The sequence below is a fragment of the Microbacterium sp. 2FI genome (assembly GCF_005502885.1).
Lineage (GTDB): Bacteria > Actinomycetota > Actinomycetes > Actinomycetales > Microbacteriaceae > Microbacterium.
Map to the genome: position 1 here is coordinate 41236 of NZ_SCMR01000003.1, position 24649 is coordinate 65884.

At 66.0% G+C, this 24649-nt stretch carries 22 protein-coding genes; 12 read left to right on the forward strand and 10 right to left on the reverse strand.

Annotated features, from left to right (window positions below):
• The first annotated feature begins 34 nt into the window (after positions 1 to 34).
• A complete protein-coding gene (locus FFS15_RS04140; RefSeq protein WP_137843744.1) occupies positions 35 to 2779 on the forward strand; it encodes an AAA family ATPase in 2745 nt (914 codons plus the stop codon).
• A 150-nt stretch (positions 2780 to 2929) separates the two neighbouring features.
• On the opposite strand, the gene FFS15_RS04145 is transcribed toward FFS15_RS04140, so the two are convergent.
• The 3 genes from FFS15_RS04145 to FFS15_RS04155 all read right to left on the reverse strand — a co-directional run bounded on the left by FFS15_RS04145 (position 2930) and on the right by FFS15_RS04155 (position 7839).
• Positions 2930 to 4690 (reverse strand): ATP-binding protein, encoded by a 1761-nt coding sequence (locus tag FFS15_RS04145; RefSeq protein ID WP_171013078.1) that lies wholly within the window; start codon positions 4688 to 4690, stop codon positions 2930 to 2932.
• A 459-nt stretch (positions 4691 to 5149) separates the two neighbouring features.
• On the reverse strand, positions 5150 to 6829 hold the full coding sequence (locus FFS15_RS04150) for an N-6 DNA methylase (protein WP_171013079.1): 1680 nt from the start codon (positions 6827 to 6829) through the stop codon (positions 5150 to 5152).
• Between the two features lie 548 nt (positions 6830 to 7377).
• Positions 7378 to 7839, reverse strand: a complete 462-nt coding sequence (locus FFS15_RS04155) for a hypothetical protein (RefSeq protein WP_137843747.1) — start codon at positions 7837 to 7839, stop codon at positions 7378 to 7380.
• A gap of 54 nt (positions 7840 to 7893) precedes the next feature.
• Between FFS15_RS04155 and FFS15_RS04160 the strand changes: the two genes are divergently transcribed.
• Positions 7894 to 8454, forward strand: a complete 561-nt coding sequence (locus tag FFS15_RS04160) for a hypothetical protein (protein WP_249353698.1) — start codon at positions 7894 to 7896, stop codon at positions 8452 to 8454.
• 255 nt (positions 8455 to 8709) lie between these two features.
• On the opposite strand, the gene FFS15_RS04165 is transcribed toward FFS15_RS04160, so the two are convergent.
• Positions 8710 to 9444 carry a hypothetical protein gene (locus tag FFS15_RS04165; RefSeq protein ID WP_137843748.1) on the reverse strand — a complete coding sequence of 245 codons (735 nt, stop codon included), beginning with the start codon at positions 9442 to 9444 and terminating at the stop codon, positions 8710 to 8712.
• Between the two features lie 148 nt (positions 9445 to 9592).
• Here FFS15_RS04165 and FFS15_RS04170 point away from each other — a divergent pair, with 148 nt between their 5' ends.
• Together FFS15_RS04170 and FFS15_RS04175 are read left to right on the forward strand one after the other, a co-directional pair.
• Positions 9593 to 10783, forward strand: coding sequence for an IS30 family transposase (locus FFS15_RS04170; RefSeq protein WP_137843749.1), 1191 nt, complete (start codon positions 9593 to 9595; stop codon positions 10781 to 10783).
• Positions 10784 to 11657: 874 nt separating this feature from the next.
• On the forward strand, positions 11658 to 13289 hold the full coding sequence (locus FFS15_RS04175) for a hypothetical protein (RefSeq protein WP_137843750.1): 1632 nt from the start codon (positions 11658 to 11660) through the stop codon (positions 13287 to 13289).
• 268 nt (positions 13290 to 13557) lie between these two features.
• Here the strand turns inward: FFS15_RS04175 and FFS15_RS04180 are convergent, their stop codons facing one another.
• Positions 13558 to 14130, reverse strand: a complete 573-nt coding sequence (locus tag FFS15_RS04180; protein ID WP_137843751.1) for a hypothetical protein — start codon at positions 14128 to 14130, stop codon at positions 13558 to 13560.
• Positions 14131 to 14286: 156 nt separating this feature from the next.
• On the opposite strand from FFS15_RS04180, the gene FFS15_RS04185 reads away from it, so the two are divergent.
• Entirely contained in the window at positions 14287 to 14550 is a 264-nt protein-coding gene (locus FFS15_RS04185) for a hypothetical protein (protein ID WP_137843752.1), read from the forward strand.
• 88 nt (positions 14551 to 14638) lie between these two features.
• Here FFS15_RS04185 and FFS15_RS04190 read toward each other — a convergent pair whose 3' ends face one another.
• On the reverse strand, positions 14639 to 14818 hold the full coding sequence (locus FFS15_RS04190; RefSeq protein ID WP_249353700.1) for a DNA-binding protein: 180 nt from the start codon (positions 14816 to 14818) through the stop codon (positions 14639 to 14641).
• Between the two features lie 119 nt (positions 14819 to 14937).
• Between FFS15_RS04190 and FFS15_RS04195 the strand changes: the two genes are divergently transcribed.
• Entirely contained in the window at positions 14938 to 15582 is a 645-nt protein-coding gene (locus FFS15_RS04195) for a hypothetical protein (protein ID WP_249353702.1), read from the forward strand.
• Between the two features lie 534 nt (positions 15583 to 16116).
• Here the strand turns inward: FFS15_RS04195 and FFS15_RS04200 are convergent.
• Positions 16117 to 16323, reverse strand: a complete 207-nt coding sequence (locus FFS15_RS04200) for a cytochrome c-type biogenesis protein CcmH (RefSeq protein ID WP_137843754.1) — start codon at positions 16321 to 16323, stop codon at positions 16117 to 16119.
• A gap of 38 nt (positions 16324 to 16361) precedes the next feature.
• Positions 16362 to 17774, reverse strand: coding sequence for an HNH endonuclease signature motif containing protein (locus tag FFS15_RS04205; protein ID WP_137843755.1), 1413 nt, complete (start codon positions 17772 to 17774; stop codon positions 16362 to 16364).
• Positions 17775 to 17940: 166 nt separating this feature from the next.
• Here FFS15_RS04205 and FFS15_RS04210 point away from each other — a divergent pair, with 166 nt between their 5' ends.
• The 4 genes from FFS15_RS04210 to FFS15_RS04225 all read left to right on the forward strand — a co-directional run bounded on the left by FFS15_RS04210 (position 17941) and on the right by FFS15_RS04225 (position 20777).
• A complete protein-coding gene (locus FFS15_RS04210) occupies positions 17941 to 18906 on the forward strand; it encodes an alpha/beta hydrolase (RefSeq protein ID WP_137843756.1) in 966 nt (321 codons plus the stop codon).
• 410 nt (positions 18907 to 19316) lie between these two features.
• Positions 19317 to 19958: a hypothetical protein gene (locus FFS15_RS04215; RefSeq protein WP_137843757.1), complete on the forward strand. Its 642-nt coding sequence runs from the start codon at positions 19317 to 19319 to the stop codon at positions 19956 to 19958.
• Positions 19959 to 20011: 53 nt separating this feature from the next.
• On the forward strand, positions 20012 to 20227 hold the full coding sequence (locus FFS15_RS04220) for a hypothetical protein (RefSeq protein ID WP_137843758.1): 216 nt from the start codon (positions 20012 to 20014) through the stop codon (positions 20225 to 20227).
• Between the two features lie 97 nt (positions 20228 to 20324).
• Complete coding sequence (locus tag FFS15_RS04225; protein ID WP_137843759.1) at positions 20325 to 20777, forward strand: pyridoxamine 5'-phosphate oxidase family protein; 453 nt, start codon at positions 20325 to 20327, stop codon at positions 20775 to 20777.
• 9 nt (positions 20778 to 20786) lie between these two features.
• Here FFS15_RS04225 and FFS15_RS18555 read toward each other — a convergent pair whose 3' ends face one another.
• A complete protein-coding gene (locus FFS15_RS18555) occupies positions 20787 to 21377 on the reverse strand; it encodes a pyridoxamine 5'-phosphate oxidase family protein (protein ID WP_171013080.1) in 591 nt (196 codons plus the stop codon).
• A 142-nt stretch (positions 21378 to 21519) separates the two neighbouring features.
• Here FFS15_RS18555 and FFS15_RS04235 point away from each other — a divergent pair, with 142 nt between their 5' ends.
• Together FFS15_RS04235 and FFS15_RS04240 are read left to right on the forward strand one after the other, a co-directional pair.
• Positions 21520 to 23157 (forward strand): GAF domain-containing protein, encoded by a 1638-nt coding sequence (locus FFS15_RS04235; protein ID WP_171013081.1) that lies wholly within the window; start codon positions 21520 to 21522, stop codon positions 23155 to 23157.
• Complete coding sequence (locus tag FFS15_RS04240) at positions 23154 to 23789, forward strand: response regulator transcription factor (RefSeq protein ID WP_137843761.1); 636 nt, start codon at positions 23154 to 23156, stop codon at positions 23787 to 23789. The genes FFS15_RS04235 and FFS15_RS04240 overlap by 4 nt, the downstream gene beginning before the upstream one ends.
• A gap of 9 nt (positions 23790 to 23798) precedes the next feature.
• Here the strand turns inward: FFS15_RS04240 and FFS15_RS04245 are convergent, their stop codons facing one another.
• Positions 23799 to 24635 carry a universal stress protein gene (locus tag FFS15_RS04245; RefSeq protein WP_137843762.1) on the reverse strand — a complete coding sequence of 279 codons (837 nt, stop codon included), beginning with the start codon at positions 24633 to 24635 and terminating at the stop codon, positions 23799 to 23801.
• Positions 24636 to 24649: the final 14 nt, after the last annotated feature.

The window sequence follows — 24649 nt, forward strand, 5'->3', positions numbered from 1 at the left end:
GGATAACCGCGAAAACCTAGCCTACTCTGGCGCCATGCGCGGAGGTCTGGAGCGGTGGAAGAGGGGTGTCGATTCCCGCGGGGTTCGGCACGCGATCTCGTACGCTCTCGAGGGCACATGTGACGCGCACATGCCCTGCTCGACGGGCGTCGAGGCGCTCGAGGCGTATGGCGCAGCATCCGATTCCACCGTCTCTCGATTCATCGTCGACAACGGCGTGATCACGACCGACCAACTCACGGCCGGCGGACTTCGTGTCTGGCTCACCGGGCACGACCCGATCACGGGGGAGGAGCGAGGACACCAGCGGCTGAGCCCTGACGCAGACCTGCTGCTCGACGGGACTCTCAATCACCCGAAGTCGTACAGCATCGCGGCGCTGCTGCATCCCGAGCTCGCGGGCGAGTTCGAGGCGCTGCAAGACCGGCTGCGCGAGCGCATCCTGCTCACCTGGCAGACCGAGCTCAATGCGCGGCGCGGGCATGGTGGGCTCATTCGCGAGCAGATCACGCGCATCGAGGTCGTCGAGTTGCAGCACCGCCGATCGCGGGCGCTCGACCCGCACATCCATCGCCACCTGTGGCTGACCATCAAGGTGCTCGGCGCGGACGGCAAGTGGTCGAACCTCGACTCGCGCGTCGCGATGAAGCTGCACACCGTCATCAACGCCGAGGGCGAGCTTGCCGCCCGCACAGACCCCGCGTGGATCGCCGCGCTTGCGCGCCACGGATACAGACTCGACGACGCGGGCGAGATCGCCGAACTTGCCGGCGCCGTCCGCCCGCTCTCGCGCCGGTCGGCGCAGATCGAAGCGAACCGCGCGCGTCTGATCGCGGAGTGGTCGTCGGCGCACGGGGGATCGGCGCCGAGCGTCGAGGTGGTGCAGCAGATCGACCGGCGCGCGTGGGCGGTAGCGCGTCCGAACAAGCCGGCCGACCTCGACGAGGTGTCGTGGGAGTTGCGCGTCCGCGACGAGATCGCGGCGATCGATCCGAGCCTGATAATCGCTCGTGCACCGATTGCAGTCCGTGCGACAGACCCGCACGCGCTCGATCTGGACATGCTCGCTGGTGCGGCGATCGTGGATGCGGACGAACGCTCCACATCGTGCGGCGGGCGGTTCAGCACCTTCGACATTCGCGCCGGCGCAACGCGCGCGCTCTCACGCACGGGCATCGTTGCGCCGCGCGATCAGCTCGATGGCGTGATCGACGAGATCGCGACGCGCGCCGCGAAGGCCGTGTGGTGGCTCGTCGAGGAGGTTCCGCCTGCGCATGTGAAGGCCTTCATGGCCACCGAGACGGTGCGGGCCAAGGTGCGCCTCGCCGCACGCCTTGACGTGATCGCCCGGCCTGGCCGCTCGCTCCTGCCGAACGAGGTGCGTCGCTTCGCGTCGAACGAAGACATCTCGACGCTGGATGCTTCGCAGTACCTTGCAGCGTGCGCGATTTCCGGGACCGATGGGCTCGTCACGGTCACTGGCCCCGCCGGCACCGGCAAGACCACGATGCTGCGTGTTGCGTTCGCAGCGCTCGGGTCGCAACGGCGGCGGATGCTCGTCGTCGCGCCGACCCGGAAAGCGGCGTCGGTGGCGTCTCGTGAGGTTGGGGCTGCGGCATCCAGCATTCATGCGTTGCTTGCCGACCACGGCTACCGGTGGGGCGCCGATCAGGCCGGCGCGGATGTGTGGACGCGACTGCGTGTGGGTGAGGTCGATTCCAGCACGGGTGCCACATATGGCGGGCCGGCGCAGTATGTGTTGCGTTCTCGCGATCGGATCGTGGTCGATGAAGCGGGCATGGTCGATCTGCAGACGGCGAACGCACTCGTCGACCTCGCGATTGCACAGGGCGTCGGGCTCGCGTTCGTCGGCGACCCGCACCAGGCGTTGCCGGTCGGGCATTCCGGTGCGATGGGTTCGGCGATTCGGCACGCGAATGCCGCGGTTGAGCTCGATACGGTGCATCGGTTCCGCGATCCCGAGTATGCGGCGCTCACGCTGCGACTGCGAGCCGCGAGTGATCGCGAGCGTGCATTGGCGGTCGCTGGTGAGCTGGAGGAACGCGGTCACGTCGAGCGGGTCGATCATCACGATGCGGCGCGTGAGCGGATGGTCGACGCGTACTTCGAGTGGCACCGGCCTGGCAAGCGGGTGACGTTGGTTTCCGGTACCAACGCTGAGGCTGATGCCATCAACGACGCGATCCAGCAGCGTCGGGTCGATCACGGTGAGCTGGACCCCGGTGTCGTCGCGTGGGGGATGGGGGAGCAACGCATTCTCGTCGGCGACTCCGTCCAGACTCGCCGAAACGATCGGCGCACGGGTGTCGAGAATCGTGCGCAGTGGATCGTGCGCGACATCTATGAGGAGTGCGTCGATCTCGTATCGGTCGGCGACAGCGGTGAGTTGCGGCGAGTGTCTGCCGCGTATGCGCGGGAGCACATGCAGCTCGCCTACTCGTCGACGGTGCATGGCGTGCAGGGCGACACCGCCGATGCGTCGGTGGTCGGGCCGGATGTGGACGCGGCGGGACTGTACGTTGGCCTCACTCGCGGGCGAGTGCACAACGTCGCGATCGTGGTCGCGCGGTCGGATGCTGCCGCCCGCGAGCGTCTCGCCGAGTCGATGCAGCGCGGCACGCCGGAGCTCACGATGCAGGATGCCGTGCGCGCAGCTCAGGCGGAGATGCGGCGCGCGGCGCGAGCGCGGGACTTGGCGGCGATGGCGAGCGGGCCGGTTGTGCGGGCGCCGAGCGCGGGGCGTGGGATGGGGATGTAGTGGCGGTCGATTCGCGGGCGCGGAGCCGGCGAGCACTCGTGCTGGCTATGTGGGCGGGTCGGATGCGGGCATCAGGGCCCTCGGGACATGTCCTCGCCCGTTCTGATGGAGGATCGGACCGCGGGCGGCCAAAGCCAGAACCCAGCGGTGTCAGTCTTCCCGACCCAACGCTTCAAGCTCGACCAGGAAAGTATGAATGTCGTCGCAGAGCGCAGTCGCCGGAATGTGTTTGGCAACCTTCACCGCCTTTACGTCGAAATGCGCGAGGATGGCTTTCGCTCGCGCATCCATGAATGCGTCTGCAGTGTCAGTTTGCGTCCAGCTTCGCCCGATCGTTCCAAACCCAAACATCGCGTCCAAGTCGGACTTCACAACAGCCGTGCTGATACCCGCAGCGGCCGCGATAGCATCGGGCCAGATTAAGTACGACTCGATGTAGCGGCGACGCCATTTCAGCGCGATGAAACCGTCTTCGCTACCGTTGTTCTTGTCGTGAAGGGTTGCGTCTACAGTCCCTGCGGCCTCGTCATCCCGATCGCGAATACTAAGAGCTCGAACATCTCCGAACTCGGCGCGGAGTGAGCGCCACACAATCTTGCGCTCCTTCACATGGTCGCTCGTTTGCCAGTCGGCGACGTTCGACGGCCATGCGCATCCCGCCGTGTGTGCGAGCACGCGCAACACGTCGCGATCAGACTTGCCCTCGTAGAACAGCACCCGCTTGGTTTTCCTAACGCGGTCGATGCGAGGTGCATAGTCGCTGCCGATGCCGACCATGAGGCCGACCTTCTGTTCATCCTCTGACAGATACCTGAATCGCGGTGTCGTACGGCCACGCACTTCGAGGATCTCGGTCGGTGAGGTCGTCCGGATGATTTCGGCCGAGTGAGTCGCGAGGAGGACTTGCTTGTCAAATTGACTCGCGAGTTGGGCAAGCCGATCGACCATCTGTGCTTGGAGTGCTGCGTGAAGGTGTGCGTCGGGCTCATCGAAAAGGAGCACGTCGATCGATGGGGCCGTAGCGAGCGTGTAGACGCTGAGCCACTGGAGGAACCCGCTCCCCTCGACCATGAGGTCGCGAGGCTTGTACTTCGGGTAGCGCGTCAACTTGAAGCCGTCGACGTGTCCCTTCACGACGTTGGCCTGAATGTACGAGTGATACTCCTCGTTGAAATCGGACATAACAATCTCAGCGGAGAAGACTTCTCGAAGCGTTCCCTGAAGTAGCTCCCAGGGGTCTTCCTCGCGCAGCTTCACGAGGTCCTTCTCCGGGACGCGCGTCTTTCCCACTGCAAGCTGGTCGCGCCGTGCGAGGTTAGCAAGCCGCATATCTAGGAGAAGGTTTCGTAGAACCGCCCCCGCGAGGCCCTCACCGATCCGTCTGCGCCGCATCGCGCCCGTCGCTCGCTCTTCGCGCGCCGAGATCCCAGCGAACGGCGGCAAGTACGCGATCACGGGGACGCGGTCGTCGTCCGCGAGATTTGAATCGGACACCTTGACGAAGAGCCGGTCATTCGCCAACGACAACGAGAATTCAAGAAGTTTCTCGTTGCCGCTTGGGTCTTGCCAATCGCAGCGAATTGAAAGGGTGTATCCGTCAGGATCGACGTCAGGAATCTTCGACGACTTCAGGTTTGTCCAGAGATGGTTCAACGTCGGTACGTTAATCGGCGAGAACTCGTCATCTCCGATGCCCAGACCGAGCGCCGCACGCCCCGCACGAGTGAGCGCGACTGCGCCCTTCTCCGCGACTGTCGCAACTTTGCAGAACTCCCACACCGCGAGCGCCTGAAGCAGCGACGATTTCCCCGCGTTGTTGCCACCGGCCACAATAGTGAGCCCGTCGCGCAGCTTGACCTTGTCATTGTTGAATTGCTTGAAGCGCTTGAGCGCAACCTTCGTGAGCCTCAATGTGCTGCCTCCCTCAACGACACTATGGGTCGCGCCTTGCGAGGGCGTGCAACACGCGCGTCCCGATGGACGAGGCATGGGTGAAAGCACCCGTGGGTCATCAATGATGGGGCGGGGAGCCAGTCCTCAGACGAACGATCTTTGGTTGTTGGGATCGATCACCCTTGCTTCGCAGCTCACTGCTCAACAAAGATCGCGCCCTGACCTCGGCCATTACCTCTGTCAGGATACGATCCTCTCCCGGGATGGGTAGTCCCCGCTCAGCGAACATTCGCCGCTTGTCGCTGCATGCTTGGCGCAGAGCTTGGCGAGCCTCGTGCTCTCGAGCTTGTTGTGCTCGTTCGGCCTTTCGGCGCTCGCCCTCGGCGACCGCGTCCTGGGTGGTTCTGCCAAATGCAGCGCGTGCCTTCTCGGACTGCCGGTGTCGGTACCACCGGAGAAGCGCATCGAGATTTTCGGTCAAGACTTCTCCTTGGGCTCGGATGAAGACTTGGCGCTGCTCTGCTTTGGCCGCCTCGGCTTGGTGAGGCGGAGCATTTGAGTCGTCTCGCCCGCAATCAGGTTGCCGCGTGTGAGCGCATCTCGGAGCTCGCCGTCGGCCGATTCCAGCCAGGACACGAGACTCTGAAGTCGGTTGTGAGTTTGCCGCAGTTCGTAGAGTCGATCCATGGAGCGCGTTTGCTCCTCGAGTGGGAGCAAGGCGACTTCGTAGCGCCGGATGTCGCTTCGTGCCGAGGCGTCGTAGAGGGCCTCGTGGCGGTCATTCCATTGCGAGCAGATCGACTCGGCGACGTACCGAGGGTCGAGCGCCTCGGAGACGTGTAGCGCTTGCATGCCTCTTCCGAGCACCCAAGTTCCAGAGGAGGCGTACGGTACAGCGAGGAATCCGGTGTTTGCGCGACCAAGGACGACATCGCGGTCTCCGATGGGCGTGACGCCCTCTTCGGTGGCGATCGGCCCTCTCCTGAACTCTGCCCCGCGCGCATTGTAGGTGCGTCTCGAGAACAGCACCTTGCTGGTGACGACCCTTGTTTCGTGGGACCACCACACGAAGTCTTCGTCTTTCGCTGTGGCCGAGCCTCGGAGTACCGTGAGCAAACCGGCGTCGACCAGTTCACCTATCGTCACAACTCGAGGCGCTATTCGAGCATGAACCTTGGTCTGCTCAAGCACGAGAGGCGCGTCAGCCATTCCAGTCGCGAGGCCGAGGTCGTTGTAGTACTGGTCGAGTGGATCTGAACGCCATGTCTCGGTGCCACGGTGGGGTGCGATCCAGTACGGTGGCTCGATCACGACGCCCGGGGAGGCGAGGTCTGCTCGCGCGACCGTATCTGACCTGTCGCCAGATTCGCCGGGCGAGTAGTCGGGGCCGTACTTCTCGTCCTCGCGCTCCGTGAACTGCCGGTACATCTTCGCGAAGCCATCGCCGAGAAGTTCGGTGGCGGCACTCTCGCGTGCGTCAAGCATCAACACACTGTCACGGATGTAGGAGGCTCGATCGTCATCTGGTGCCTCGAGAATCCACATTGCGAGCGGCGCGGTGGAACTGGTCCGCAGTCCGCGCGGCAGGCTCATGATTGCGGACACCGCCGACGAGGTGATCAGTGCACGACGCACCGAGTCCTCGCCGTTTGCGAATTCGCCCAGGACGTCGGAGCCAGTCACGACGACGCCGACACCTCGTTTGGAAATGAGGGGGGTAACGTACTCGATCCATCCAAGCGAATGTTGATTGAGCGGTGGCGGCCCGAATGGAAGAGCGGCAACCCTTTCGGGTGCCCAAGGTGCGGCACTTGAAAGCGGCGGGTCGCAGAAGACGATGTCATACCGCGCGAACTGCAGGTCGGCTTCGGGCACGGGCGTGTTTACGACCTCAACGTCACGGCCGACGAGTGCGAGCCTGAGACGCGTTGCAGCCGCGAGAAGTTTGTCGGGCTCGATGCCCGTGAGTTTGGCGGTGGGGTACCTCGCTGCGGCGGTTGCCAAGAAGTCTCCGCGTCCTGCCGCTACGTCGAGGACCGTTGAAACGTCATCGATGTCGAGCAGTGAATTGCCAAAGTCAGAGAGTCCGGTGTGTGTGCCAAGTTCCTCCGCGACACGGTCTCTGTTCTGGTCGAGTGCCGTGAGCGCGACCGGCACGGTCAGAGCTGGTGCGTCTTCGCGCGAAGCCCGGTTCAACTTGTTGAGAGCTTCCAGGACCCCAGCGTCGAGTCCACTTACGCACTCAGCGGCCAGGAGCAGAACTTCCCTGAACTCGGCGTCAAGTTGACCCTCGGGTTGCGCGAGTGAGCGGAGGAAGTCACTTAGCGCTGGACGGGCCCCGTAAGTGGACTCCGAGATCTCGTCACTGAGAGAGCCGAGACGGGACAGCGGGCCGCGCCTTGGGACATCCCGCGCGATGCCAAGCTGCCAACTGGCGACGGCGCCCACTACCGCCAGCTGGGATGCTGACGATGACGAGTAAGACGGGTCCGCGAATGTCTGCATGGGGGCCGCGGTCGTTGACTTTCCGTTTGTGGAGAGCCAAGCGACGATCGCTTCTCGATCGAAGAGGGGCCGCCTCTGGGAGCCACCTGAAGGTGCCGGGAAGTCTGGATGCCGACGTCGCCAGTTGCTCACAGTAGATGAGTCGACCCCCGCGAGCGTTGCGATCTGACTAGGTGCGAGAGTGGGCGTCGTTGCGTCGGTCATGCGGCGCCCCAGTTGACTGAGGTGACATCCGGCATAGGTGCGAACTCGTGGCATGCGAGCAGCAATCGGCGGGAGCAGCTGGTCGTTCGCGAGACTACCCGGGTCATGAGTGAGGAGCCGAGCGCCCCGATGGCGGCTGCGAAGATGCCGTCCCCGCTCGCAATCACGACCCGCCCGTAGTGGTCCGTGATCCGCTCCTCTTCAAGCACTTCGAGGAGAGCCAGGTCAGCTCCGTCAACGCCAGATCCCACCACGCGTCGAGCGGCGCCCCAGGCGATGGTGTCAACGCAGTTCGCCCTTGAACTACCGATGACAGTGTGATCACCCGAGATGATCGGAGACACGCGTGTATACGCGTCCCGCGCATTCCTGACATTGGCAAGGCTGACTGAGCCCGCGCAGAGGTTCTCGATGTCGATGAGATGCAGGGTCCGCATCGAGAGCATTGAAGTGGTCATGAAAGATATGGAAGCACATCAGTGCGTAGAAAGCAATTACTTTCAAGCTCGGAGATGAAAGCAATAGCACCCCACATCGCAATTCTGCGACGACGGATCGAGCGCGGGCTCGTGCGCGTCGACGCGTCCGTCCAGACCCGCCGCAACGATCGGCGCACGGGCGTCGAGAATCGTGCGCAGTGGATCGTGCGCGACATCCATGAAGAGTTCGTCGATCGTGTGTCGGTTGGCGACAGCGGCGAGTTGCGGCGAGTGTCTGCCGAGTATGCGCGGGAGCGTGTGCAGCTCGCCTACGCGTCGACGGTGCATGGGGTGCAGGGCGACACCGCGGATGTGTCGGTGGTCGGGCCGGATGTGGATGCGGCGGGCCTGTACGTCGGTCTCACTCGCGGGCGGGTGCACAACGTCGCGATCGTGGTCGCGCGGACGGATGCCGCCGCCCGCGAGTCTCTCGCCGAGTCGATGCAGCGCGGCATACCGGAGCTGACGATGCAGGATGCCGTGCGCGCGGCTCAGGCGGAGATGCGGCGCGCGGCGCGGGCGCGGGACTTGGCGGCGATGGCGATGGGGCCCGTGGTTGGGGCGCCGAGTGCCGCGCGCGGGATGGGGATGTAGCGGCGTTCGATTGGCGGGGCGCCCAGCGGCAAACGTGGGGTCGAGCAATCCGGGCGGGGTCGGGCATGGGCATCAGGGTTTCGCGAAATCTTCTCGCCTGTTCTGATGGCGGACTGACTTTCGCGGGTCGGCGGTCGAGAGATTGTCCGTGCCGAGTTGTCCTCCCAAGGTGCGGACGACATGACGGGATAGGCGGGAAGGCACAGCTCTGGTTCGGTTTGGGGCGCCGCGTTCTCGACCTTCGCCGGGCACCGCCTAAGAGCCCGAACCGCGCCGAAGTCGTGGGCGCCGAACACGCACAACCGGTGCGACGGGAGTGGACGCAGTCGCGCGCGACGCGGTCGTGACGGAACGGCTGATGGATTTGAGATGGTCGCCCACCACTTCGATGTCCTTGCCGATGCGCAAGAGGGGCGGAACAGGCAGCTCAAGTTGCCGCTCGACGTCGAGGTCAAGGACCATCTGCTCCTTGTAGGACTGGCCAGCCGAACTGTCGTACGTCACCGTCACCTCATATCGGCGGGGTACCCCGGGCGCGACATCGAAGATGCGGGGCACCCGTCCGAAGAACCATACGTACGCAGCATCTGGGTTCATGACGGGAAAACGAACGGTGCCGTCGAACACAGAGTTGACCTTGGCGAAGTGGGTCGGCATCATTCCAGGCTTGAAAAATCCATCGATGGAGGTGAAAGGTATGTCTACCGACAGGCGCACATTGAGCGCTGGGCTTCGTCCGGAGTTGCGCACTGCGAGGAACATTGTCCCCTCCAGCGGTTGACCGCGACTCTTCGACACTTGCCGATCCATCTGCAGATATACCTGCACACGCGGTCGACTGATCTCCAGGTTGGCCTGGCGTGTTCGCTCATTGGCGTGGACGAGCTCGCGGTTAGAGGAATCGACCTGCCGGATCTGATACCACGTGAATGCGAGGGCGCCTAGCACCGTTGCCCCGAACAGGGCCTGCCATTCTTCGGCCGTCGGCATGTTCTCGAAGCGCCACCATTGTCGGCGACGGTTGAAAACGAGGCCATAGCGACGGGGTGTTTTCCAGTGACGATCGCAACGAGGACCGTTCGAAGGGGGTTCTCGTATGTCTTCTCGTCGTGTTCCGAAGGGGCCTGGTCGTCGTCCGATGACCGACAAGCGCCGGCAGTTTCTGGAGTTGCTCGCTGAGGGTTGGTCCGTCCGCGGAGCGTGCACAAGGCTGGGAATCTCGCGGTCGTCGGGTAACCGTTGGAAGAACGGCTCGTTGGAGCGTCAGAAGGATGGCACGGTCAAGTTCGTGCCTCCTCTCGAGCCGCTTGCTGCCCGCACGATCTCGCCTCGGTTTCTCTCCGAGGCTGAGCGCATTCAGATTGCCGACCTCGCTAGTCGCAGCCTCGGCCCGACCGCCATCGGGCGAGCACTGGGCAGAGCACCGTCGACCATCAGTCGAGAACTCCGCCGCAATCTCCATGCCTCCGGCCAGTACCGCCCATTCCACGCGCACTCGGCCGCGGCGACGCGGCGGCGTCGCACCCGCCCACTCAAGCTGTCCATGGACGCCGCGTTGCGCGAGTTCGTGCTCGCCAGACTCGGGGAGCGATGGAGTCCGCAGCAGATCGCCCGAGCGCTCAGACTCGCTCACCCGACTGACCCGAGGGCGCGGGTTGCGACCGAGACGATCTATCAGGAGATCTACCGGCCAGGCTCGGGGCTCATCCGCAAGCCGGAACCCTCGCCGCTGCGCACTGGGCGCGATCACAGGCGTGGACAGAGCCGCCAGGTCCGCACGCGTCGGCGGTTCGCGCAGCCGATGCTCTCCGTCCATGACCGCGGCTTCGACCCGACCGACAGATCGGTCGCGGGTCATTGGGAAGGAGACCTCATCGTCGGACCGCACAACCGTTCGGCGATCGGCACGCTCGTCGAACGGCAGACCCGGTTCGTGAAGCTGCTGCACCTGCCCGCGCACAACTCCACCGAGCTGCTCCACGCACTCGTGAGAACACTCAACGAACTGCCGCCGCCGTTGCGGCAGACGGTGACTTGGGACCAGGGCACGGAGATGGCCCGGCACCTCGAGATCACTCAGGCGACCGGCACGAGGATCTACTTCTGCGACTCGGCCAGCCCGTGGCAGCGAGGGTCCAACGAGAACGCGAATGGGCTCCTACGGCAGTACTTCCCAAAGTCGACCGACCTCTCCGTCCATAGCACCCGCGACCTCGCGCGCGTCGAGAACGAGCTCAACCGCCGGCCCCGCATCACCCTCGGCGACCGGAGTCCCGCCGACCTTTTCGCGACCCTGCTAGCCTCCGAGAATCACCCCTCGTTGCGATGACTACTGGAATACAAGACGTCGCAATGGCCTACTTTTCGAGCGTCGTCGACAACCATGCGCCGAAGAATGAAGCAGACAGGCAAAACAGGCCAAAGGCGAGGACCAATGCGCCTACGAACGACAGTGCGCGATGCGACTTGATGAAGTTTCCCATTTGGCGTAACAGTACGGCGACTACCCACGGAACGGCGAGGTCCAACTGACGGTCCCCTCCGGTGGCTCGGGCATGGGCCGGTCGGCACGAACTTCCTGGACTGAAGACTTGCGTCGCAGGACTCGACGACCCCGCCTACCTGTTGAGTAGGGGGCGGCAGCGCCGCTCGGTCTCGTCGAATAAGCAAACGTCTTCGGTGTTGATCGTCACTGCGGGAGCAAGTACTGGGCGGGCGGAACGCTTTCTCCGACTACTCGACATAGCTGCGCGACTCGGGTCGCCGCCGGCCAGCACCACCGACTACTTCTGAGCGTGGCCCGCGATGGGGCTTCTATGGCCTTTCTGACCGGGCAGGTGCGAGGTCGACGAGCGGGGCTTGGCGGACGAACTTCACCCGTTGCTAGCTCGTACGGGCAACATCCCCGCGCCCGCGAGAAGGCACCTTCACGAGCAGCAATGACGGCATGGACAGGGCCTACACTCGCGGTGTGCGCCAGTCGCGAAACGAGCCTCTCCGGTCGATGTCCGGAGGACACACGCCGAAAGCTCATCGACATCCAAGGGCACGGCGCCGAATGGGGCCCAGAAGTGAAGCCGCCTGAGTACTACCAGACTCGTGTCCCACCAATCGACCGACCGGATGGTCGGACTGCGAGCCCCGAAATCACAAGACTTCGCGCCGCCACGCGTGCTCTCCGATTGCACCTCGATAGCCTGCCGGTGGACTACAACAGCGGGTCGGGACCGGACCGTTTTTTAGCCGGTATCAGCTTCAATTTTGCCCGCCAGCGTTACGGCTGCGCTGAATCCCTAATCGGATCCGGCATGGGCGGGGTAGTCCTCGGCGCGATCAGCAGAAGCGTCCTCGTCGATGGATTGATGTGGCGCTGGGTCGCCGCGGACCCGTCGACACGACGTCTGATCCTCCTCGGCGGTCTTCTCCGTGAGCGCAGCGGCATCTGCGACGCGGCCGACAAGGGTGGCGTGACCATTACGAACCTCCCGCGATGGTTGATGCCAATCCCTCCCGTGGCCGGTCTCGCAGGACTTGAAGCATGGTGGGACAACCCTCAGATGCCCGACGCTGATGCACTCCTCGAGGACTTTCTCAACACCGCCGGGGATCCCAATGCGGCGCCGTCTGGCGACCCGATGCATCTTCTCGACGCTGCCGGTTTGCGAGGAGCCGTGCTGGTGCTCGCCTTTGCCGGTCACGGCAATTTTCTGGGCCTCCAAAGCTGTCTGACTGAGGACGGGCAGCCTGGCCACGATCTTCGGGATGTTTATGAGGCGTTGTTCATGCATGCTGCCGCCGTCGGAGTGTTGGCCGTGCTTCACGGGACGGCAGCAACCGTTCCCGAGTTATGGCCCCAAGACGTCGAGCAAGAGCAATTCATGCAGGACGCAATCGCGTTCGGGCAGGAGATCGCTGACAGTGCGCGTCCGATCCACAGGTTGGTTGCGCCGAGACCACGAAGGTACAACGCCCAACGTGCTCGAACGCGCGAGTCGCGCGACAAGCTGAACCCTCAAGCTCTCCTCGCTCCAAGACACGCGGAGCCGTTTGGCGGCGACCTTCGGCCAACGATCGACGCTGCGGAACGTTTCTGGGTGCGCTCCCGGGCGACTCCGGTCACTGAGGAGCACTTCGCCGGGCAAGTGATGCTGCACGAGGTACTCAACTACGGAGGCGCGTACTCAAACCTCGAAGCCGCACTCGCCACCTACGACAAAGACGGTTCAGGACCGATATCGGTCTTCGCCGCGCGGATGCTGCTCGAGGAAGCTGCCCGGCTCCGCTGGCGATTCAGCGTGACGGAAGATGAGTTTGCGGATCGAGCGACACAGTACTTCGATGAGTTCCGGTACCGCCGTAACAAGACCGTCAAGCTACTTGGTGGCAACGGCGTCCCGAAAGCGGACGCCGAGAGACTCTTTGAACTTCCGTCAAGGGTGCAATCACCGCCACCACAACCCCCGACGAAGAACAGGAGGCCCATTCCGACCACGGCGGCAATGATTGATCAGTTTGGCGTTGCGACGCAGCCGCGGGAGCCGGGCTGGCTGGGCGTGGCGTACTCCTTGTTGAGCCAGGTAACACACGCGACCCCTCTTGGCGCCTTACACACGATCCACTTCTCCGCATACGATTCCCTGCAAACTAACGTGCTCACACCGGAGTTGGTCGCGCTCGCACTGGACGTCGCGTGCATGGCGGCTGCCTACCTGATCGGTCACTCGTCGCTCGTTCTTACCGACATTGGCCGTGATGGGATCGAGTTCCGTGACAAGCTTCGGCTCGAAGCTTCGAGAGTTCACGCGGCGGCGCGCGTCGTCCATGGCCTCGGCTAGTCGGCCAGGCGTAGCCGACTCATCGAGGAGCGCAGATTGCTTAGGCAGAGGTCGCTCGTGACTGCCACGACGCGTGCCCGAGGGAAGTGGCCCTAGACGAACCGCCCGCGAAGAATCGATGCACGCCCGAGAACCGGCCTGCGGTCGCTGTTGAACCGAACCTTGCTCTGTGAGGCGTAGCGCCACGCTGGATAGCCCGCAGTGGGGTGCTGGGCTGGGACGGCCGTGCGAGCCCTCAGAATTGACGTGTTAGCGCGCTTGAGTCGCCTCAATCTCCCCAGAGTTCGTTGACGGCCGCTTTGTGGTCGGCGGCGCGAGCGTCATCGAGGCCCGACTCTTCCCGACCCAGTTCCGTGAGGGCGGCAGCGAGTTCGTTGAAGTCGCTCTCGGTGTATAACTCCTGCGGAAGCGTCTGGGGAATGTCGCGGTGATACGCATTGGTTTTGAAGTACCCGTAGCGCGCGAGAATGTCGGTCGGACCACTGACCCTCCCGCGGAACTTCGCGAAGAGCGCGCTGTGTATGTGGCGGGCCTCAACCCTGCTATAGCTGCTCTCAGCTCGTGGCCAATCGATCTCGTCGATCGCACCGATGAATTCATCACCGAGCCGCTTCGCTTCCGCTGCCAGGTCCGCCCGCATCTCATCGATGCGTTCCTTGCCTAGTTCCCGTGTTACGTCGGGCTGCTTGTGCGCGGAGCGCTTTGCGATCGCCTCGACCTTTTCGGGCATGTTCGCCGCGATATTCTCGAGCACGGAACGCTTCAGCGCGCCCACCTTAGTCCGCGCCGCGCGGACAGCCGCTTGCGCTCGTTCGATCTCTGCCTCAGTCGCTTCGCTCACGATCGCGAGCGTACCGCGGTGCGCCGACACTCTTTGCCTAAGTCGGGGCGCGTTTCTCCGGCGCACATGCGAAAGCCGTGCAGCGACATCACAAGGTGATCGGATGCCGTTGGCCTCTTGGTCGATAGTAGAAGCGAGCCTCCTTTCGGAGGCGGAATGGAGATCGCCATGGCACTGATTGCCACTGCAACACGTAACGTCGACGCGCAGCCGCACAACCAACACGCCTGGAAGCTCGTCGTCTTTGACGGCTCGCAGCAGGTCTGGGACGACATCGTCTACGATCACACTCTGGTCCCCGACCTGGCGCTGGAAGAACAGTTGGTTGGGCGACTCATGAATGGGCCGTACACATCGACGGCGCAAGACGTGATTCGAACGAAGGACGGGTACCGAATCGAGAACGTCCGACGTCGCTAGGGACTACCTGATCAGGTAAGCCGTGCTCGCTTCAGCACTGCGATGACGCGAGCTCCATTGCGTTGAGGCGCCGTCGCCGTTGTATCTGTCAGGCGTCTACACCAAAGGCGCGCAGCAGCGGCACGCGGGGGATCATCCGACGCGGCCCAAGCTGGACCGTGGGGATGGTGCCGTTCTCGATGCCGAGCTTGATCGTGCGGTAGTCGACGCCGACGAGCTTGGCGGCATCCTTCATCGTAAGAGCGAGCTGCTCCGGTGAGCGGTTCATAGCCTATCCCTTCGTTGAGCCAGCACTGTCAGTCTCCCTTCGTCGCAAAGTACCACACTGCTGAGCCAAGATCGACAGTCTTCTTCGCGAATCGCCGACGACCTGGAATAGTGGGCTCCATGGCAGACGTCGAGGCATATGACATCAGCGACGAGCGCGTCGAGCTCGGCAGCCGCGTAACCCTGCCGAAGTCATGGCATGCGCGCGTGTCGGGGGAGCAGGATGTGCCCGGCACGATCACCGTGCGCGTGGAGTGGGATGCTGCGCTCGGCCGGACTGCGGTCGTGTTCGCCGCTGTCGAGCGCGAAGGGGAAGGCGTCGACATCACCAGCCAGATGCTCCGCGAGGTGCGCACGCATTGGATCATGGCGAGGTCGGCGATCGAGGTCGTCACGGTCGACGTCAAAGGAGATGGTGAGGGTGGCCTCGACCGCATCCCGGTGCAGGAGTTTCTCGGCCGCTTGCTGGCGCAGCAGGAGCGCGAACCCTTGGAATCCCTCTACGCGGCGGTCGCCGTCTATCGCGTTGCGACGGCGATCAGCTTTCCTCCGCTCAAGCTCGTCTCCGACACTCTCCAGATCAGCCAGAGCACAGCGACCCGCCTCATGAAGACCGCCCGCGATGCGGGTCTCGCGCCGGAGGTACGGATCCAGGAGCCTCGACGTGCGCCGGCGGTTGACCCATACAACCCGGGCAGGCGGTTTGACCCTTCGGCGCCCTACGCCGGACCCGCTCAGTCCGGAGGGCCGTCGATCGGTCTATGACGCCTTCACGTGGGGCAGGATCGCGTGGATCCCGGCAGGCGAGCCGGGACTTCGTGGGCGACCCTCGCGCCCTCACGCCGGAGCGACCACGCGGATCCCTGCCGTCGCGGCGGCTCGGGCGAGCTCGTCATCGTAAGGTGACGAGCTCGTCGGCACCGATCCTCAATGCGGTCGCAAGGTGTATCGCGTCGTTCGAACGCAGCGGAGCATGAGCCACAAGGCTTAGCACACTGCACGGTGGACGGGAACTAGTGGCCTTGTCTAGTGAGCAATATGCTCAAAACCGTCATGTCGAAATTTGATATCAATTGCTGTTGAATGAAGGTCCCATCCGGAGGCCAGTGATAGCGCGGCAGAACGGTACATTTTTGGCCGCATTTTGGCCGCATCTCATTCGTCGTTGGCTGTTTTCGGACGTCGGTCGATGTCGTCGGAGTCACCAAAACCCGCGTAATTCCGCGGAAGTTGTTGCTCGATGCCGCAGAGCACAATGCTCAAAACGTGTTCGAGTCCCTCCAGGGGTATCTGTCGAGATCAGACTCCACTACCGCGCCGTCGGCGCGCGACCCCGATCCCGATCAGCACCAGCCCGACAAGCAGCACGATTGGCCCGATGACCGCCCACAGGGTGGAGCCGCTCATCGCGGAACCGCCCAGCACGCCGAGGCCCTGCAGCGTCCACACGCTCCCGACGAGAGCCAGGAGAATGCCGGGTACGAGGAAGGGCCACAGTCGTTTCATGGGCACAGCCTAGGTCCGCCAGCGCGTCCGCGCCCGAGTCAGAACGGCGCAGGATCGAACTCGGAATCGGTGGCGAATTGCACCCCGGCGGCGGGGTGATCGGGATAGACCGCGCCGGTGGGGCTTGTCCACTCGAGGACGCCACCGGCCTTCTGCGCAACCGTCCACGGCGTGTGGTGTTTCAGGGTGTGATGCCGGCGGCAGAGGTGACCGAGATTCGCGACATTCGTCTTGCCGCCGGATTGCCAGTCGATGGTGTGGTCGAGGTCGCTCCGGGCGGTGGATTGTCGGCATCCGGGGAAGCGACAGTGTTGATCGCGAACGGCGAGTGTTCTACGCATCTTCTTCGTCGGTCTGTATCGGTCGACGGCGAGCACGGCACCCGAGATCGGATGCGTGAGGATCCGGTCCCAGCCGGGGGCGGTGCGGGTGAGTTCGCGGGCGGTCTCGGGGTCGATCGGGCCGTGCCCGGCGAGGGTGATCGCGTCGAACGGGTCGTCGACAGGCGAATCGATGAGAGTCAGCACCGGAACGGTGATCTGAACGGTCGCGCGGATGGCGCCGAGGTTCGTGTGGCTCGCACCGACGTGGGCCACAGGGTCGCCGGCGAGGAGCAGGTCGGCGGCGAGGTCGACCCGGATCGCGTCGAGCGAGCGGCGGGTCGCGACGAGTTCGTCGAGGTGCTCGCGTGCCTGGTCGGCGCGAGTCCGAGCAGGGTCGGCCGCCGACGTGCCGGCGGCTGCGCGCTCGGCCCCCTCGGCGACCTTCACGGCCTCGCGAGCATTGCGGATCGCCTGCGCCTCGGCATCCGCGACCTCGCGCGCCATGCGGGTGATCCGATCGTGGATGCCGTGGATGAGCACCGCGGGGCCGGTGATGTTCAGCGCCGCCATGCTGTCGTCGAGGTCGTACACCTGCGTCGCCCGGGTCGCCGCGGCAGCCGCGTGTCGTTCGCGGATCGACTCGTTCAGGAACCACTGCGCGCGGCGCTTCGCGACCGGGCGCAGCCGCGACGCCGACTCTGCTTCGGCATAGGTGAGGATGCTCGATTCGTACTCGGCTATCAGGGCGGGTTCGGTGATGCGGTCGCCGGCGTCGACGATGACCCGCGCGTGCGCGAGCGAGATGCGCCCTGCCTCGAGCGCCGCCGTGGTCGCGGGAAAGCCGCTCACCAGCCGTTCGGCGTCGGCGAGCTGCCGCTGCACCGTGCGGTCGGATACGCGCAGCGCCGACGCCAGTTCGGCGGCGACCGAGCGATGGGCGAATTCCGCATCGGACTGCGCGGCCTCGGCATCCGCCCACTCGTCTGCGATCTCATCGGCCCGGGCGAGCGCGCGGGCTTCGCGCGCTTGTAGCGTCGCGATCTGCTGCCGGATCTCGACCACCTCGGCCACCACCGGCGCCAGTCGCGCGGCGGCGACTTCGGCGGGGGTTGTGGCCGTCTTGGTCATGGTTCGATCATGACAGGGGGGTCGGACATTGTTTCGATGCTCCGGGCGTCGCGCCAGATGGCGGTCTCGGCGCGCTCATCGCGCCGCGTTCGGCGGTCGCGCGCCGACAGACTGGAATGGATGCTGGAGAACGACACCCGAACCACCGGAGAACGAAGGAGTTCCCATGAGCACATCCGTTGCACCACCGTTCGATCCCGAGCTCGCGGCGGTGCTCGCCGTGCTCGGCGAGCAGCTGCCGCCGTCGAACACGCCCGAGATGATCCCCCTGCTGCGCCAGGGGCTGCCGATCGACGTCAGCGTCGATGACCTGCTCGCCGAGGCCGGCGTGGAGCGCATCGATCACACGATTGCGGCGTACGAGGGAGGCGAGATCGGTGTGACTGTGCTGCGCCGGATCGGTCGCACTGGCGTCGGACCGGGGATCTATCACACGCACGGCGGTGGCATGATCATCGGCGACCGCTTCGTCGGACTCGGCCAGATCCTGCCCTGGATCGTGAAGCATGACGCGGTCGCGGTCACCGTCGAGTATCGGCTGGCGCCGGAGTTCCCCGACCCGTACCCGGTCGAGGACTGCTACGCGGGCCTCGTCTGGACCGCCGAGCATGCCGACGAACTCGGCATCGACCCGGCGCGCCTCATCATCGCCGGCGCGAGTGCCGGTGGTGGCCTCGCCGCCGGCACGGCCCTGCTCGCCCGCGACCGGCAAGGACCGCCGCTGGCCGGCCAGGTGCTGATCTACCCCATGCTCGACGACCGCGACGCGACCGTGTCGACGGCGCAGATCGACGGGATCGGCGTGTGGGATCGCACCAGCAACGTCACGGGGTGGACGGCGCTCCTCGGCGAGCGGTGCGGCACCGACGAAGTGTCGATCTATGCCGCACCCGCCCGCGCGACCGACCTCTCGGCGCTGCCGCCGGCGTTCATCGACTGCGGCTCGGCCGAGGTGTTCCGGGACGAGGACGTCGCCTATGCCACCGCGCTGTGGCACGCGGGTGTGCAGGCCGAGCTGCACGTGTGGCCGGGCGGATTCCACGGGTTCGACATGATGGCCCCGCACACCGCTCTCGCCCAGGCGATGGTCGCCGCGCGCGACGCGTGGGTCTCGCGCATCCTCGACGCGTAGACGAGCCGTCATAGCCCCGCGCGCACCCCCGGAGTTAGGGTGAGCGCGGGGCTACGACGCGACGACCCCGAGGCGGTGGATGCTGATGCAAGAGCTCGTCGGGCGGCTCACCGCCCTGGATCCCGAGGCGAGTGACACGCTCAAGGTGATCACGTACTTCGACGCGCTCGTCGGGGCCGGCGCCGGCATCGACGCGCTGCTGCGGGCGGCGGCGACCCTTTCGGGCGTGACGGCCGGTGTGCGCATTCACACGCGGATCCAGCGACGCCGACCTGATGGTCATCGAGCGGAGGGGGAGTCGCCTGTTCGCTCGCCGAGTCGACAGATCGCAGGCGGCGAGGTCTGGCTCGAGCGCGGCGCCGACCACTTCGTCAACGACGAGATGGTCGGTCGAGCGGCTCGCGCTCGCGGTGACGCTGACCGAGGCGCGCCACCAACCCGAGGCCGCGCTCGAGGTCGCCGTCGACAGCGGCCGCCCAATCACCGAGCGCCTCGCTGCTCTCGCTCGGCTGCGCATCGACGCCGCGGCGCGCGTGCGGGCGATCGCGGTTCCGCTCGATGCGACGGAGGCCGGTTCCGTGCCGATCGTCGCGGGGGTGGGGATGGTGCGAGCGCTGATCGACGACGGCATGCGTGTTCTGCCGACCGCAGGCGGCCTCGGCACGTGGGTACGTGCGGAACGACTGCCGGAGTCGTGGGATGCCGCGACCACCGCGCTTCGCCTCGCCGACGTCGCTCGACCCCTGGTCGACGCGACAGAGCTCGGCGCGCTGCTGCTGGTCGCGCGCGCGTTCGAACCGTCCAGTCCGCCGGAGGACGTGCGCGTGCTCGCGTCGCTCGACGACCGTTCGCGTGAGGTGCTGCACGCCCTGGTGATGAACGAGAGCCTGCGCGCTGCATCCGCTGCACTCGGAATGCACCACTCGACGATGCAGTCTCGCCATGAGTCCCTCACCCGCGATCTCGGCTACGATCCGCGCTCGCCGTTGGGCCGCGCTCGGTACCTCACCTCCGACCTGCTGCTCCGGCTGGACGGGGCCGGCGGCCGCTGAGAGACGGGCGCCGGATGCCGACACCCACCACCCCAATGGGTAGAGTGCGTCCCATGGCAACGGATGTGACCCTCTACGTCGGCAGCATCAACTCGAACTATGCGAAGTTCCGCTTCACGGATGCCGCCGTGTGGGCGGGGGTCAGAACGCAGATCCTCAACGCGATGAACGCCGGAAAGGGGACGATCGAGATCGACCGCAAGGGAGACAAGATCGTCTACGTGTACAGCCCCTACCTGGCCATCAGCTGGGTCGAATCCGGAAGCTGATCAGCTCGGCAGGACCTTCGACCCGATCGTCGACCCCACGGCGGAGTTCGCTGGAGCCGAGGGCCGGGATGCGGCCGCGAACAGCGGAGGTGCTGTCATGGACACGACGAAGGGTGCGGTCGTTCGCGGGCTGACCGAGGACGAATGCTGGGACCTTCTCGCACGCTGCGAGCTGGGCCGTCTCGCCGTCGCGGTGAACGGAGAGCCGGACGTCTTCCCGGTCAACTACGTGGTCGACGGCCCGCGGGTGCTGTTCCGCACGGCACCGGGGTCGAAGCTCGCCGAGCTCTCGGTGAACCCGCGCGTGGCGTTCGAGGTCGACGAGCACGACGACACGTTCGGCGCGAGCGTGGTGCTGAAGGGCACGGCGAGCCGGCTCGAGCTGCAGCGCGAGATCGACGAGGCCGACGCGCTGCCGCTCGCCCCGTGGATTCCGACGCTCAAGTACCGCTGGGTGCGCATCACGCCGATCTCGATCACCGGCCGCCGCTTCACGCGCGGTCCCGAGCCGGATCGCTACGCCGCGTCGGCGGGCGACGCGTGGACCTGACCCCGACGTTCAGTCGGCGCGCAGCGGCGGGAAGTGGGGGATCGGGTCGGGCTTGACGACCGACCCGACATGCGGGCCACCGGGATCGGTGGCGACGAGTGGAGCACCCTGCCGGCCCGGGCGTGGCCGCTTCGCGAAGCGCCGCCCCGTGACGCTCTCGGGGATGAGCCGGATGAAGTCGCCCTTCGGCGTGGGACTCGACGAGACGAGGTCGAGCACGCCGCTCGCCTCGATCTCGGCATCCAGATGCATGCGATGGGCCTGGGCGTGCACGACGACGCTCCAGTGGTAGTTCGTCGTCTCGCCGTCGATCTCGAACGCGACCGCCGGGTGCTTGACGATGCTGCGCATCTTCGAGCCCGGCGCCGACCGGAGGAACAGGTTGCCGTCGTGCACCAGGTAGTTCACGGGGAAGACGTCGGGATGACCGTCATGCCCTTCGATCGCAAGCCTGCCGAGCGTCGTCTGTTCGAGCAGCTGCCAGCAGCGGACGGTGTCGAGCTTCTCGACCTTCGCGGTGGGCTCACTCGCCGACGCCGGCGGGACGACCAGGTACGGGTTCTCGACGTCGTCTGTGCGGGGGGAATCGTTGCCGACCATGATGATGGGCCCCTTTCTGGCTCTTCCTCCAGTGAAGACCCACCGGGCGAGATGCCACAGGGTCGAAGGTCCCGGCCGTGCTGGTGCGCGGGCGATCGGCGTCCTACATTGGGCAGTGACTCGCGGTGGACGGAGGAGTGCCGTGGCCGAACCCGGATCACAGGCGCGCCTGCGCGCCCTTCTGCGCGCGACGCAGGCGGTCATCGAGCCGAGCGATCTCGAGCTCGTCCTCCGCACGATCGTGGATGCCGCGGTCGAGCTCGTCGATGCGCAATACGGCGCGATGGGAGTCATCAGTCCCGAGCGCGACGCGCTCGAGCAGTTCATCTACGTGGGGATGTCGACCGAGGATGCCGCGGCGATCGGGCATCTGCCCGAGGGCCACGGTCTGCTCGGTGCACTGATCGCCGACGCCCGCCCGATCCGGCTGGCCGACATGGCCGGCGATCCGCGCGCGGCGGGCTTCCCTCATCATCACCCCCCGATGCAGTCGTTCCTGGGTGTCCCGGTGCGGGTGCACGGCGTCGTCTTCGGCAACCTCTATCTGACGAACGGCCGCAGTGGCGCCTTCAGCGACGAGGACGAGCAGCTGGTGACGGCGCTCGCGACGACGGCCGGGTTCGCCATCGAGAACGCCCGGCTGCTCGCTGACTCGACGAGGCGCGGCGAGTGGATGCGGACGGCGGCCGAGGTATCCGCCGCGATCCTCTCGACGCCGACCAATACCGCGCTCGACCTGCTGGTGACCCGAGTGCGCGAGGTCGCTGCCGCCGAGCAGCTCACCGTCGTCGTGCCGAGTCCCGATGATCGACGACTTCGCGTGATCGCGGCGAGCGGCGAGGCGGAAGCGTCGCTGCTCGGTGCGGTCATCGACCCGGAGGGTGCCTTCGCGGAGCGGATGCTGGATGCCGGCCCGGCCTATGCGCAACCCCGTCTCACGGCGAGGGGAGTTGAGCCGTTGCTCGTCACCCGTGACGGGATGACAGGGCCGGCGATGGCGGTCCCGCTCCGCAGCGGCGCCGCGTCGTGGGGCACCCTCTGCATCGCTCGCGCCCCCGATGACCGCCGGTTCTCGCCCGCTGAACTGGAGGGCGCGATCGACCTGGCGGCGCGCGTGGGCATCGCGCTCGATCTCGCGCGTGCCGGTGAAGACGCGCAGCGCGCGCTCCTCGCCGATGATCGACGCCGGATCGCGCGCGACCTCCACGATCACGTCATCCAGCAGCTTTTCGGCGCGGGTATGGGCCTGCAGGCACTCGCCGGGCGATTCGGGCCCGGCCCCGACGGTGAGGCTCTCGGCGAGGCGATCGACCAGCTCGACGACGCCATCGCGCAGATCAGAACCGTGATCTTCGCGCTCTCGCATCGCGACGACACGTCGGTGCGGCACCGCCTCCTCGACGTCGTAGGGGAGGTGTCGAGCGGAGCGAGGCGCCCGCCGGCGATCCGGTTCAACGGACCCGTGGATCTCATCGTCCGCGATGAGCTCGCGACCGATGTCGTCGCGGTCGCGAGAGAGTTGCTGAGCAATGCGATCCGGCATGCGCACGCCGACCACGTCTCGCTCGACGTCGGCGTCGCGGGGGAGACGGTGACCGTCACCGTGCAGGACGATGGCGGCGGCATCCCCGACCACGCCCGACGCAGTGGGCTCGACAACCTCCGCGAGCGTGCCGTGCGTCGCGGGGGAGCATTCGCGGTCGAGAGCTCGAGCAGCGGCACGACGGGGCGCTGGAGTGCACCTACGGCCGCGTCGACCGAGACGTGGGAGACAGCATGATCGGCGTCTTCCTCGTCGACGACCACGAGATCGTGCGGCGCGGGCTCGCCGGACTCATCGGGTCGCAGCCCGACATGGAGGTGGTCGGCGAAGCGGCGACCGCCCGGCAGTCGCTGGGCCGGATCGAAGCGACACGGCCCGACGTCGCTGTGCTCGACGTGCGGCTTCCGGACGGCAGCGGCATCGACGTGTGCCGTGATGTGCGCTCACGCGTGCCGTCGGTCGCGTGCCTGATCCTCACGGCCTACGACGACGACACCGCCGTGTCGGCCGCGGTGCTGGCAGGAGCTGCCGGGTATGTGCTGAAGGACATCGGCGGCTCCCGACTGGTCGATGCCATCCGCGCGGTGGCGGGCGGCAGCATCCTTCTCGATGCGGGCGCCGTCCGTCAGGCGAAGGTGCACCTTCACGAGCGAGCAGACGAAGACCCGCGCCTCGGGTCGCTCGGGCTCCGCGAGCGACAGACCCTCAAGCTCATCGCCGACGGCCTGACCAACCGGCAGATCGGCGAGCGGCTCGGCATCGCCGAGAAGACGGTGAAGAACTACGTCTCGTCGATGTTGAGCAAATTGGGTCTGGAGCGCCGGACGCAGGCGGCGATCTTCCAGCTCGAGCATCCCGACCCCCAATAGCGCGGGCGGTCAGTTCGCACGCGCCGGGCGGCGAGGCGGCACGACGCAGACAGGGCAGTCCGCTCGCCACAGCACCTCTTGCGCGACCGAGCCGAGCAGCGCCCCGGCCAGCACGCTGCGGCGATGCGTGCCGATGACCAGGAGCGACGACCGCGACGCGAATCGCAGGAGCGCGCCCGAACGGCTGTCGCGGATCAGCTCGGTCTGCAGGGGGAGATCCGGATGCTGCTGCCGCACGCGCTGCGCGGCGACGTCGAGAACCCGCCGGTGCTCTTCGGCCACCACGTCGGGGTCGAGCGCGAGCGCGGTCCCGTAGTCGAAGGTGGGCATGGGCATGAGCCACGAGTGCACGAGGCGCAGGCGTGTCGTGGTCGTGGCCGCTTCGGCGGTGCCGGCGTCGAGCGCCGGGTCCGAGGAGTCGTCGTCCGCGACGCCGACGGTCACCGGGTCGTCGCCAGGCGTCCAATCGAGGGGAATCAAATACACGGGTGCCGTCGCGCGCGTGCTGAGCCGCAACGGCGTCCATCCCATGGCCGCGGCACGGATCGGATGACCGGGATTGATCCCGACCACGACCAGGTCGGCATCCTCCGCGGTGCGTGCGATCGCCCCGGGCACGTCGCCGTCGACGCGGTGGAGCGTGACGTCGAGCCCGGGGAGGCGATCGCGCAGGAAGGCCTCCGCGTCGCCCAGGTGCGCCTCGCTGAGTTCGTGGTCCTTCGCATAGCGCGACTCCACGAGCACGACATCGACGCTCGCCGCGCCCCGGGCGGCCCGTGCCGCCGTCCAGCGGAGGGCGGCGCCGGCGGCGGGACTGCCGTCGAAGCCGAGGGCGATACGTTCCATCCGAGCCACCTCCT